General features: G+C 61.8%; 8 protein-coding genes. All 8 read left to right on the forward strand.

Annotated features, from left to right (window positions below; translation table 11 throughout):
- Positions 1-99: 99 nt before the first annotated feature.
- On the forward strand, positions 100-1,620 hold the full coding sequence (gene exaC / locus CKJ82_RS06565; RefSeq protein WP_095537504.1) for an acetaldehyde dehydrogenase ExaC: 1,521 nt from the start codon (positions 100-102) through the stop codon (positions 1,618-1,620).
- A gap of 87 nt (positions 1,621-1,707) precedes the next feature.
- Complete coding sequence (locus CKJ82_RS06570; protein ID WP_095537505.1) at positions 1,708-2,508, forward strand: hypothetical protein; 801 nt, start codon at positions 1,708-1,710, stop codon at positions 2,506-2,508.
- A gap of 191 nt (positions 2,509-2,699) precedes the next feature.
- Entirely contained in the window at positions 2,700-4,547 is a 1,848-nt protein-coding gene (dnaK, locus tag CKJ82_RS06575) for a molecular chaperone DnaK (RefSeq protein WP_095536061.1), read from the forward strand.
- Positions 4,548-4,565: 18 nt separating this feature from the next.
- The gene (grpE, locus tag CKJ82_RS06580; protein ID WP_095537506.1) at positions 4,566-5,222 is read left to right on the forward strand and encodes a nucleotide exchange factor GrpE; all 657 of its coding nucleotides are present in this window, start codon (positions 4,566-4,568) and stop codon (positions 5,220-5,222) included.
- A 137-nt stretch (positions 5,223-5,359) separates the two neighbouring features.
- Positions 5,360-6,544 carry a molecular chaperone DnaJ gene (gene dnaJ, locus CKJ82_RS06585; protein WP_095537507.1) on the forward strand — a complete coding sequence of 395 codons (1,185 nt, stop codon included), beginning with the start codon at positions 5,360-5,362 and terminating at the stop codon, positions 6,542-6,544.
- Between the two features lie 15 nt (positions 6,545-6,559).
- Complete coding sequence (locus tag CKJ82_RS06590; protein WP_095537508.1) at positions 6,560-6,973, forward strand: heat shock protein transcriptional repressor HspR; 414 nt, start codon at positions 6,560-6,562, stop codon at positions 6,971-6,973.
- 332 nt (positions 6,974-7,305) lie between these two features.
- Positions 7,306-10,917, forward strand: coding sequence for a Rib/alpha-like domain-containing protein (locus tag CKJ82_RS11640; RefSeq protein WP_133064033.1), 3,612 nt, complete (start codon positions 7,306-7,308; stop codon positions 10,915-10,917).
- A gap of 9 nt (positions 10,918-10,926) precedes the next feature.
- Positions 10,927-13,413: a zinc metalloprotease gene (locus CKJ82_RS06600; protein ID WP_133064034.1), complete on the forward strand. Its 2,487-nt coding sequence runs from the start codon at positions 10,927-10,929 to the stop codon at positions 13,411-13,413.
- The last annotated feature ends 58 nt before the right edge of the window (positions 13,414-13,471 follow it).

A 13,471-nucleotide genomic window follows, 5' to 3' on the forward strand; every position in this document is an offset into this window, starting at 1 on the left:
TAGGCGGGGGCGTCGACAAGCGCTATGCCCTAGCTCTCGTGCGTGGCGTAGTGTAGGGTGGGTCACATGCGATCCGCAAACCGCGAAAGGAAACAGACCGTGACTGTCTACCCCAACCCCGGCACCGCCGGCTCCAGCGTGAAGTTCCGCGAGCAGTACGACAACTACATTGGCGGCGACTGGGTCGCGCCGGTGGACGGCGAGTACTTTGACAACATCACCCCGGTCACCGGTGAGACCTTCTGCCGCGTCGCGCGCGGCAAGGAGGCGGACATCAACCTGGCGCTGGACGCCGCGCACAAGGCGGCGCCCGCGTTCGGGAAGACCTCGGTGGCGGAGCGTGCGCTCATGCTGCACCGCATCGCGGACCGCATGGAGGAGCACCTCGAGGACATCGCGGTGGCCGAGACCTGGGAGAACGGCAAGGCCGTGCGCGAGACGCTCGCCGCCGACATCCCGCTGGCGATTGACCACTTCCGCTACTTTGCGGGCGCGATCCGCGCCCAGGAGGGCCGCCTCAGCCAGATCGATGACAACACGGTCGCCTACCACTTCAACGAGCCTCTCGGCGTGGTCGGCCAGATCATCCCGTGGAACTTCCCGCTGCTCATGGCGGTGTGGAAGCTCGCCCCGGCGCTGGCCGCGGGCAACGCAGTGGTGATGAAGCCGGCGGAGCAGACCCCGGCCTCCATCCTTTACCTGATGGACCTGATCGGTGACCTCATCCCGGCTGGCGTGGTCAACGTGGTCAACGGCTACGGCGACGAGGCGGGTGCGGCGCTGAGCGGCTCCGACCGCATTGCCAAGATCGCGTTCACCGGCTCGACCCAGGTGGGCAAGATCATCAACAAGGCGGCCGCGGACAAGATCATCCCGGTCACCCTGGAGCTGGGCGGCAAGTCCCCGTCCCTGTTCTTTGAGGACGTGCTCGCGCGCGACGACAGCTTCAAGCAGAAGGCCATCGAGGGCTTCGCCATGTTCGCCCTGAACCAGGGCGAGGTCTGCACCTGCCCGTCGCGCGCCCTGATCCACGAGTCCATCGCGGACGAGTTCCTCGAGCTTGGTGTGCAGCGCGTGAAGCAGATCAAGGTGGGCAACCCGCTGGATACGGACGTGCAGATGGGTGCCCAGGCCTCGCAGGAGCAGATGGACAAGATCACCAGCTACCTTGAGCTCGGCCCGAAGGAGGGCGCGGAGACGCTCACCGGCGGCCACGTGAACAAGCTCGAGGGGCTGGAGAACGGCTTCTACATTGAGCCGACCGTGTTCAAGGGCACCAACGACATGAAGATCTTCCAGGACGAGATCTTCGGCCCGGTGATGTCCGTGACCACCTTCAAGGACTACGACGAGGCGATCCGCATTGCCAACGACACGATCTACGGTCTTGGCGCCGGCGTGTGGTCCCGCAGCCAGAACACGATCTACCGTGCCGGCCGCGCTATCCAGGCTGGTCGCGTGTGGGTGAACCAGTACCACTCCTACCCGGCCCACGCGGCGTTCGGCGGCTACAAGCAGTCCGGCATCGGCCGCGAGAACCACCTCATGATGCTGGGCCACTACCAGCAGACCAAGAATTTGCTCGTCTCCTACGACGAGAATGAGACCGGGCTGTTCTAAGAGCCCCTCGCTTATCGACGCCCCGCCGTCCCGCTCCCCATGCGCGGACCGCGGGGCCAACCTGCATTCAAGAAAAGAGCACTCTACGTGAACTACACCACCAGGCGCTGCGCCGGCGCCGCCCTCGCCGCTGCGCTTTCTGCCTCGGCGCTCGTCGCCCCGCACGCGAACGCCTACGAAACCACTTACGACTCCGACAAAGACCAGTGCACCATCACTTTTACGGACACGGACACCGAGCGCGTCAACGGCGCCTACTCCGCGCTGTTCACCCGGCTGGGCGAGCAGGTCCGCGACAGTGTTGAGGGTGACGACGCCCAGGCGCAAGCCGAAATCGTCTGGGAGTACGGCTCGCGGAAGGGCGTGGCAAGCGCCAGCGACCTGCCCGTCCCCGCGGACAAGAAGGTCTCCGACGCGCAGGCGGCGCTCGCGCTGGGCAAGCAAAAGGATAAGTACTGGCGCATGGTCGGATTCCTTAACGCCGCCAAGAAGGACGTGATTACGGACCAAACGATCACGATCACTCCGGCCAAGGCGCGCGAGGAGGGGCCGCTCCACGGCGTGGACTTCGGTCCCGTGGTCGGCGGGACCGTCGGCGGCCTCCTGTTTGGCACGAGTCTTGTGGACATCCGCGACGGAATCATCGACGCCGCCAAGACCCACGCGCCCGAGTTCGCCGCGCCGATCCTGTCCTACAGTCAGGCGTTTTCGGACTGCGCCGACGGCAAGACGCGCGGCAGCTCGGTCCTGCCAGCAAGCTCCATGACGTCGAGCCAGACCACCGGGCTCGGCATCGCGGGCGTCGTGCTCGGTCTGTTCGCGCTCGTCGGCCTGGGCTACGCGGCGCGACCGTTTGTTGACGACGCCTTGGCGCAATTCCGGCCGTGAGAAACGTCCCCTGAGCTGCTACAATACAAAAAGTTGAGTCGGGTGGGAACAACTTTATACCGCGTGCCGTTGTAAGGATTGAGTGCGACGGACTCAAGAGCGGCAGATCATCTGTTACAGTGGTTGCCGTGAAGTTGAGTCACAGCACATCAACTTATTGATAAACCCCACGTTTACAGGAGGAATGCAACATGGCACGCGCAGTAGGTATTGACCTTGGCACCACGAACTCGGTCGTCTCCGTCCTGGAGGGCGGCGAGCCGGTCGTTATCGCGAACGCCGAGGGTTCCCGCACCACCCCGTCCGTTGTCGCGTTTGCGAAGAACGGCGAGGTGCTGGTTGGTCAGTCCGCAAAGAACCAGGCGGTGACCAATGTTGACCGTACGATCCGCTCCGTCAAGCGCCACATGGGCGATGACTGGACCATCAACATTGATGATAAGGACTACACCCCGCAGGAGATCTCCGCTCGTACGCTGATGAAGCTGAAGCGCGACGCGGAGGCGTACCTGGGCGACGAGGTGACTGACGCGGTTATTACTGTCCCGGCGTACTTCGAGGACGCACAGCGCCAGGCCACCAAGGAGGCCGGCCAGATTGCGGGCCTGAACGTCCTGCGTATTGTCAACGAGCCGACCGCGGCTGCGCTGGCGTACGGCCTGGAGAAGAACGACTCCGAGCAGACCATCCTGGTCTTCGACTTGGGCGGCGGCACCTTCGACGTCTCCCTGCTGGAGATCGGCGACGGCGTCGTTGAGGTCCTCGCTACCGCTGGTGACAACGAGCTGGGTGGCGATGACTGGGACAACCGCATCGTTGAGTGGTTGGTAGACAAGTTCAAGTCCGCACAGGGCGTGGACCTGTCCAAGGACAAGATGGCAATGCAGCGTCTGCGCGAGGCTGCGGAGAAGGCAAAGATTGAGCTGTCTTCCTCCCAGCAGGCTTCCATCAACCTGCCGTACATCACCGTTGACTCCGAGAAGAACCCGCTCTTCCTGGACGAGACCCTGACCCGCACCGAGTTCCAGAAGATCACCTCTGACCTGCTGGACCGCACCAAGTCCCCGTTCAACCAGGTGATCAAGGACGCTGGCCTCTCGGTCGGCGACATCAACCACGTCGTCCTGGTCGGTGGCTCCACCCGTATGCCGGCCGTGACTGACCTGGTCAAGGAGCTGACCGGCAAGGACCCGAACAAGTCCGTGAACCCGGACGAGGTTGTGGCCCTCGGCGCAGCCCTGCAGGCTGGCGTGCTCCGTGGCGACGTCAAGGACGTGCTGCTTCTCGACGTCACCCCGCTCTCGCTCGGTATCGAGACCAAGGGCGGCGTGATGACCAAGCTGATCGAGCGCAACACCACCATCCCGACGAAGCGTTCCGAGACCTTCACCACCGCTGAGGACAACCAGCCCAGCGTGCAGATCCAGGTCTTCCAGGGCGAGCGCGAGATGGCGTCTGCGAACAAGCTGCTCGGCTCCTTCGAGCTGGCAGGCATCGCTCCGGCGCCGCGCGGTGTTCCGCAGATCGAGGTCACCTTCGACATCGACGCAAACGGCATCGTCTCCGTGTCCGCGAAGGACAAGGCCACCGGCAAGGAGAACACGATCAAGATCCAGGACGGCTCCGGCCTGTCCCAGGAGGAGATCGACCGCATGGTCAAGGACGCCGAGCAGCACGCGGAGGAGGACAAGAAGCGCCGCGAGGAGCAGGAGACCCGCAACAACGCGGAGACCGCCGCTTACCAGACGCGCAAGTTCATGGATGAGAACTCCGACAAGCTGCCGGAGGACCTGAAGACCCGCGTCACCGAGGCTGCGGATGCCGTGGACGAGGCTCTCAAGGGCGACGACCTCGAGGCCGTGAAGTCCGCCGTGGAGAAGCTGAACACCGAGTCCCAGGAGCTGGGCAAGGTCCTCTACGAGGCACAGGCCAACGAGGGTGCAACCCAGGCCGACGCCGCCGCAGGCGACGACAACGTTGTTGACGCCGAGGTTGTCGAGGACGACGCTGAGGAGTCCAACGACTCCGACAACAAGTAAGTCAGGAGTGGTCAGGTTATGACGAACCCGAACCCGCAGATGCCGGAAGATCCGGGCGCACCGGAGAACACCGACGAGCAGTTCGTCACCCCCGACGAGGCTGAAGCGGCCGCGGAAGAAGCCGCGGGCGCCCAGAGCGTCGACGAGGAACTCGCCGACATTGAGGCCAGCCTCGACGGCGAAGCCGCCGAGGAGGTTGTCGAGGAGGGCGACTCCGTCGAAAAGCAACTGGCCGAGCGCACCGAGGACCTGCAGCGAGTGAGCGCCGAGTACGCGAACTACCGCCGCCGGACCGATCGCGAGCGCGGCCAGATCGCGGACCACGCGAAGGCGAAGTTTGCCAGCGAGCTGCTGCCGCTGCTGGACGACCTTGACCTGGCCGACCAGCACGGCGACCTGAACGAAGGGCCGCTGAAGTCCTTTGCCGACAAGTTCCGCGGCGTGCTGGCCAACCAAAAAGTCGAGGCCTTCGGTGCGGAGGGCGAGCCCTTCAACCCGGAGATCCACGAGGCGGTGCAGGACTTGTCGTCCGGCGGCGAGCAAGTCATCGGCACCGTGCTGCGCAAGGGCTACCGCGTCGGCGAGCGCCTGATCCGCAACGCGATGGTGATCATCGCGGACCCTGCGGAAAACGCTGAGGGCGACGCAGCAGATAACGCAGCAGATAACGCCTAGGGCCACGATCGGCCCAACGGCTCGAGGCCGGGGAACGAGGAAGCGACAACGAAGCGGACTCTTCCCCGGCCCTTTTCGTAGAACAACAGAATGACTCGAGAGCAACGCATTAACATTGCGTGAAAGGAGGGTGCGAGATGGCAATGCAACAGGAATGGGCAGGCAAGGACTACTACGGTGACCTCGGGGTCTCCTCAAGCGCCTCGGCTGCAGACATTAAGAAGGCGTACCGCAAACTCGCACGCGAAAACCACCCAGATTCCCACCCCGGCGACAAAGCTGCGGAGGAGAAGTTCAAGCGCGTGGCGGAGGCGTACGACGTCCTCGGTGACGAGCACCGACGCAAGGAATACGATCAGTTCAAGTCCATGATGGGTGCTGGGCGCTTCGGGGGAGGTGGTACCGGGTTTCCCGGCGGGTTTCGCACGACGCAGACGGACTTCTCGGACTACTCCGGATTCTCAGACATCTTCGGAAACGCCGGTGCTGGACAAGCTGGAGACGGCGGCATTGGTGATCTCTTCGGTGGCCTCTTTAACCGCGGCGGCGGTGCTGGCAGGAACGCTCGGCCGTCGCGGGGGGCCGACGTCGAAACGGAAGTAACGCTCGACTTCCGCGAGGCGGCGAAGGGCACCACCTTCCCCGTCGAGCTGACTGGCGACGCGCCGTGCACCACCTGCCACGGCTCCGGCTCCAAGGACGGCAAGACCCACCGGTGCAGCCACTGCTCCGGCTCGGGCTACATCCGGGAGAACAACGGCGCGTTCGGCATGGCCCGGCCGTGCCCGGAGTGCCAGGGCACGGGCGAGATCATCGAGGATCCCTGCCCCACCTGCCGCGGCACTGGCACCGTGCGTCGCGCCCGCACGATCACGGTGCGGATCCCCGCCGGCGTGGTCGACGGGCAGAAGGTGCGCCTGGCCGGGCAGGGCGAGGCGGGGCCGAACGGGACGCCCGCGGGCGACCTGTTTGTCAGCGTGCACGTGCGTGACGACAAGGTGTTCACCCGCTCCGGCGACGACCTGGAAGTCACGGTTCCCGTGTCCTTCGGTGAGCTCGCCCTCGGCGGCACCGTGACGGTGCCGACGCTGGAGAAGCGCGTCCGCGTGAAGATCCCCGCAGGTACCCCGAATGGGCGCACCCTGCGTGTGAAGGGCCGCGGCGTGCCGAAGAAGTCCGGCAAGGCCGGCGACCTGCTGGTCACCGTCGAGGTGAAGGTGCCCGACAACCTGGATGCGGCCGCAACCAGCGCGCTGCGCACCTACCACCAGGCGGAGCGGGACTCCGGCTTTGACCCGCGCGCCGGGTGGGCCGGCGCGTAGTAGGAGGTGAGCCACGTGTCGAAGGAAACAGAGCAGTACTTCGTGATCTCCGTTGCCGCGGAGCTCACCGGCATGCACGCCCAGACGCTGCGCACCTACGACAGGATGGGCCTGGTCACCCCGATGCGCACGCGCGGCGGCGGGCGCCGCTACTCGCGCCGCGACATCTCGTTGCTGCGCCGGATCCAGCAGCTGTCCCAGGAGGACGGCGTGAACCTGGCCGGCATCAAGACGATTATCCAGCTCACCGAGCAGATCGATGAGTTGCAGGAAGAGCTGGCCGCGAAGCACGAGGAGAACACCCAGCTGCGCAAGCGCCTCGAGTCCCGCCCCGCCCGCGGCGGCGAGCTCGTGCACGTGCCGCGCTCGACAGCGGTGGTGACGTGGGAGCCCGCAGCTTCTCGACGGCGCCGGCGATCAGCGCGGTAGGTACACACCGCTGATTGGGGGTGGTGTAGCTAAAAGGTGTCTAAGCAGCGCCTTTAATCTGCATAAAATAGGCCCGTGCCGTTGAATGGTTCGGGCTTTCGCCATATTCTCCTTTTGGCACCACTTCCAGGATTTGGGCAGATTTGCTCCAGTTTCTGCCAAGTTTTGGCCCTGATGAAGGAGATCCCATGGACACATCCCGCTCTGTTTCTGTTCCACGTTCCCTCGGCTCGCGCAGGCGGGGTACAACACTTGCGGCAGCTGCGGTGTCGTTGGCGCTGGTAGTGCCAGTAACGCAGGCGGTGTTGCCTGCGGAATCAGCTCAGTTAGCAGTGGCACAGACGAGCATCGAAAAGGTTCCGAATCTTGCTCCTGTGATCGACGCTGATGCCTTAGCGAATGGTTACACCGATATGCAAAACGCGGTGTCAGGCGGAGCGAAGGTCGGCGACACCGCGGAAAACGTTCCTGACGGCGCTGAGGTATTTTTGCAGTGGATTGATACTGATGGGGCGGTATCGCCGACTTACCGCACGCGAGTGCATGATGGAAGATTCTCTTTTGACCTGCGAGATGGATTCCACGACGCGAACGGGAAGTCGCACACTTTTAGCGCTCTGGAAGGACAGCTCTACAAGCTATGGATGGATCCCTTGAAGCATCCCCAGTCTGGAAACATGATGTGGCCCATGTTCGCCTATGCGTCAATTAACCCAGGTGAATTTGTAACGGTGAAAGCCGCCGAACCGCGCGAGACTGAGCTACAGGTCGGAGTGGGGATTAGCGACGTTGGGATTCGGATGTACGAGATGCCGGACTTGGCCCTCATGACGCTGCCGGAAAGGGAGTGGATCTGGGACGAAGGAGGCTCTAACCTCTGGTGGCTTGAGGGCGGGGTAGAGGAACCAATTGGCTGGTACTCGGGAAGCGTCTCGAGGTACACGGAGCAGCTCGGTTTTAAAGTGGGCAGCACCTGGCCATCCGACGGCTACGAGGTAGTTTTCTCGGTTCTCGACAAGGGCTACGTAGACAAATATAAGTCCGCCACTAACCCAAGCAACGGAGCAACCGCCAAAGTCGAAGATTTCCTCCGGAGCCACCCCGAGGCGATCGGAGCTACTGTAGCAACGAAATTGGATTCAACGTACTTCACCGTGAGGTTCCCAACGGGCGTTGTTACGGAACAGAATCGCGACTTTGTCTATGGATATGTACGAGATGAAAATGGAAACGTCGTTACAGCCCTGAGCCCGTGGACTAGGCCTGTTTTCGGATCTCCTGCCGGTGGGAGTCTTGAAGTTAATCCAGGTCCTGCACCTCTGACACACGCGGGGGGATATTCGGGGATCGATTTCTCGGTCCCGTCTCAGCATTACGTGGCTTTTAGCTTTGATAACCCCGACCCATCTGTGGCTACAGTACAGCCCGGCCAGAAAGTGAGGCTTCAAACGCAAGGAACCCAGCTCCACAATGAACCAGGGTCATTCGAGATGCTAAGAAATGGCCAACAAATACGATTTGGTCCGTATATAAGTAGTGGCTCTAATTTAGGCGACTACGAGCTAACAGTGCCCCTTGACGCCCGCGACGGTGACACCATCACCGTCACGGCTTTTTACGGCTCACCCACTTCGCCGTATGGGGCTGCCTCGGCTGTCGTAAAACTTCCGGAGTATGCGTTGGAGTACACGGAGGTGTTGCTATCCGAAAACAGCCCCGCGATTGCCGAAGCAAACTTTGTTGGTATGGAGCCACCAGAACGAGTGGCTCGATTCGAGCTACCTGAGGGGTATCAACCCCCTGAAGGGGTAAACGTTTACGTAGACCCATTTGTTGGGGCGGTAGACGTTTCGCTGTATAAACGAGTCTCTCAGGAAAAGATCGAGATCCCCATTGACGTGAGGTTTGAAAACGGTGGAGAACCGATTTCAGCGAAGGCAGTGTTTTACGTCGATAGCGACGGCGACGGTACTCCGGACTACGAGGACCTCGACGATGATGGCGATGGTATTTCGGATGAGCGGGACATGGATCCAAAAGACCCACAGATCGGGAACGATTCGCTTGGATTTAGCCTAGTTTCTCCACAGCAAGGTGTCGGTTATCCCGGTCAACAAATTCACTTTCCCGTTGAATTGCGACACAATGGATCTGTTGTAGGTCTCCCTTCCGGCGCTCAATTGGCCGTTGATGCGACTTGGGCGGAGATTAACGACGCTGGTGTAATAACTGCTCGAATCCCGGAAAACGCGACACCAGGGAGTTCGATGTCGTTGCCGGTAACGCTAACTCACCGAGACGGATCAACAAACGAGGCGATAGCAAGGGTTGCCGTCAGAGCGGTCCCAGTCTCCCCGACGACAACGAATCCGACGCCGTCCCCAACTGTGACGCGTCCGCGACCGACTGTCGCAACTACGATGCCTAAGCCTGTGGCCACGACGTCATCAACGTCATTCGCGCCGACACCGAAGCCGACCACGCCATCCCCGTCGCTTGCTCGTCCGACGGTGAGCGTCGCGCCGGATCCAGCCGAGAGGTACAACGACCGGTACACGCCGACGTTCCCAACTGCGTATGCCCGAGCTGACAAGACAAGCCTTTCGGTCGATCCGCTGGCAACGCTGCATGACCAGGGCGAGATGTTTGACAACCAGCCGCTGCCGGTGGGAACAACGTTGAAGGCGAAGACTCCGGGTACGCAGATTGTTCGGGTTCCTGGGGAAGACGGTACCATTCGCCAACTGGTTGAGTACACTCCGCCAACTGACGCAGCCCCGGGCGAGGTGCATGAGGTCACCGTTGAGGTGGTCTACCCGGACGGATCCGTCGATGAAGTGCTGGTGCCGTTCGAAATCGTGGAAAAGACTCAGGCCGATGAGACACCGCTGGGCTACGAATCGGGTAAGGCAGCGGCGCCCAACCGCGCGGTGAAAATTGTGCAAACAGGTACCCGTGACCTGCCGGCGGACGTGGAGTTTATCGCTGGGCACAAGAACGACTTGCGCGGTTGGCGTGTTTCCGTCGACCCGCACACCGGTGATCTGCGTGCTACTGCACCTGAGAACGCCACGCCGTTGTCCTTCACCACGGTCGCGTTGTTCGCGGACGGCTCCACCAAGGAGATCACCACGACCATTGGCGTCGCCGAGGCGCGCGCCGACACTGACCAGTACCAGCCCGTCTACCGCGAGGCTATAGCCAAGGCAGGGGAGCAGGCTACGTCGGCTCGCCACGGCAATGTTGGAGCGAACACGAGCTTCGCGCTTGCCGACGCCGCAGGGTTGGCCGACGTAGTCGTCGATAAGCGAAATGGCACCTTCAAGGCGACGGTGCCCGCGAACGCAGTACCTGGGACGAGGTACTTCCCCGTCTTGGCGGTTCGATATGCAGACGGATCCAGCGAGTTCATCACTGCGGAGGTAGTCGCGGATTCCATCGCGCGCACCGCAAGGCCGGAGTGGGCCGAACTGTCGGTCCCGGTGGGAGACACGACTTCGGAGGACACGAAGCGCGACGCGCCGGACAACACCACCTTCGCGTTGAAGGACACCTTCGAGGCACCGAACTGGGATGTCAGCATCGATCCGGCCACCGGTGAGCTGACCGTTCGTGCAGATGAGAACGTGCGGGAGAACGAAGAGGTAGTTATCCCGGTCGTGGCCACGTTTGAAGATAACTCCCAGAAGGAGGTGAAGGTCCGTGCGAAGGCAGCCAAGCGGATCAAACCTACTGCGCAGACACCTACTCCACCAACCAGCAAGGTGGTGACAACAACTGTCACCGCTCCGGCTCCGCCAGCTCAAAACAGTGGATCGAGTGTCGGAAGCATTCTTGCCGTCGTGCTTGGTGCGTTGGCTCTCATCGGCGGTGCGGGTTTCGCCGCCGTACAAAACCAGGACCTCATCCGCGAAGTACTGCGCCAAAACGGGATCAACTTCTAGGAAGGCATCATGCGTAAACCAAAGACAATTGTTGCTCTCGCCGCTACCACTGCGCTTGCGCTGGGTGGGCTCGCGGTCGCTCCGGGTAGTCCCGCAAATGCATCCACCGAAATAGACGGGCAGGTTGCCAAATACACCCGCGATGGCGCTGGTTCGCTTGCAGCCGCAACCCTCGACGCAACGCATCAGTATTCGCAGCTGGAGTTCACCTGGAACGCGCCTCTGTCCGCAGCGGGAAGGCTGCGCACGGACATCCAAACGTCGATGTACATCGGCGGTACGCCGCAGTTCACCGCACCTGCACAGGTGAACCGAACCGGTGACACAGTCGAGCTGGTGAGCGTTGATCCGGGTACGGGAATTGAAGTCGTCCGCACGATTCGAATGCGTGACTCGCGTGTCGACGTCACCATTGAGGCGACGAACACCACGCCTAGACAGCAGAACCTGCAACTTGATCTTCGCCACTTTGTCCGCGCATCCATGGACGATCCAACGCAGTTCTTGGGTGAGGTCGAAGACGGAAAGATTATCGCCCGTTCTGTCACTCCGGGCTACGACATGCATGTGGAATTCGGTGGCGACTTCCAGACGTCTGGGTTCGCTGGGGAACCCGGTAAAGCCATTCCGAACGCCAGTTGGGGGCAGGATGGCCCGAAGGGAGCGCAGGCTCCAGATGGTGGTGCTTCCTCGCAGGGAGCGGGTTGGTGGCGTGGCTGGAAGTCGGGGGAGACCGTGACGGCGTCGATAAGCGTCGAGCTCACTCCGCAGCTGCGTACGCAAGACGTCGATGAAGACGGCATTCCCGACGAGTGGGAGCGGGGCTCGTTCACACCGGAAGGCGGGCAAAGGCTCGACCTGGCGAAGTGGGGTGCGCGCCCCGATCAGAAGGACGTGTTCCTCCAGCTCAACTGGATGGAACCGGAGTTCAACGAGAACGCGTGCAACGTGACCGGCAGGTTTGCCAAAAACATTGACAAAACGATGAACTGGGTCGAATGCGCCGAGGTGAACAAGAACGCCTACAGGCCGTCAAAACAGATTTTGGACGAATTGGTCAAAGAATTTGATGAGAACGGCGTGAAGCTGCACATCGACGCAGGCAACTGGTACTCGAATTTTGTCTCTGCTGAACCGGAGCAGCTCAAAGGCGGTCCCATCAAGTTTGAGAAGCACCCGTTTAACGGCAAGAGCAGACGCGAGGTTCTGGATGGCTACAGCACCAGGCTCCTGAAAAACAGGGACGCAGTCTTCCACCTCGGTGTGATCGGCGACCAAATGGCACCCGGAAATAACGCTTCCGGATTGGGGTCAATGCCGGGAGGTTCGTTCTACGTTGCCTGGTACGCGCAGATGAACCGCGACGAGCAGGTGCGCAACACCATTCTTCACGAGTTCGGGCACAACCTCGGCCTTAGTCACTCCGGCGCGATAAACCAGCCGAATCGGGCGGAGGGGTACAACTACGTGCCCGGGTACAAGTCCACAATGAATTACCTGTACCAGTTTGAGCACTTCGGTTTCACGAAAGGCCCATCGCGCAACCCTGCTCAGCTCGAGGCCAAATGCGCTTCCCTCAGCGCGAAGGACCCGTGCTTCACGGGCACCTACGAGATCGGTGCCGACTGGGACAATCTCACCTTCACCGGCGGCAAGGTTGGACGCGCGATCGGCCATATTGAGGTCCCAGAGGTGTCGAAGAACGAGGACGTAACCACGCGTGATCTCGTTGTCATCGCCGCAGCCAAGAACAACGGCAAGGGTGGCTTCCGACTGGTGGACACCGAGGAGCGGCCGAACGGCATCGTCACCGCGAATCCGGACAACGTCATCCACGCCGAAGTGAGCAACCACGGCGTCGACGAGCACACCTACCTGCTCGAATACACCTACAACGGAGACACCTACACCGAGAAGTACACCGTCCCCGGTGTCAACGATCCTTCCGGGGGCACATTGCTTATCGACGTCCCAGTGCCCAACCTCACCGGCTACAAGAGTGAAGTCCTCCCCATTCGCTTCAGCCTGTACAACGAACAGAACGAGGTGCAGTACAGCCAGGACCTCAACGTACCGGTGCTGGATCTGACGAAGGAAGAGCTGCGCGAGGTCGTCGAACAACTTCCCACCGAGACGAACGAGAAGCTGAAGAAGGCCGTCGACGAGAAGCTGAAGCCTGCGATCACCGCAACGGCGACCCCCTCTCCGTCGCCTACCCCTTCGTCCGCGGCTCCTACGTCAACTTCGGCACCCGCGCCTGTGGTGCCTACCCCGGTGAAGACTCGGCCAAACCAACCTGTACCCGTGCTAGGCGAAACCGCGGTAACGGTGACCTCCACCGCCACCGCCACGGCGGCTCCGGATGCTGCGCCCGTGAGTGATTCCCCTAGTCCGTCCAACATTGCGGCGATTATTACCGGCCTGCTGATGGCCTTGGGCGGCATCGGTATCGCGGCCTGGGGCTGGGTGAACGCCAACGGGATGCCCACGTTCTAAAGGCGCGTTCTGCCCCTAGCCATCGTCGACACGTTCCCCAGGATTGAGAAAACCCCGC

The sequence above is a fragment of the Corynebacterium gottingense genome, from assembly GCF_002285125.1.
In the GTDB taxonomy this organism is placed as follows: Bacteria; Actinomycetota; Actinomycetes; order Mycobacteriales; family Mycobacteriaceae; genus Corynebacterium; species Corynebacterium gottingense.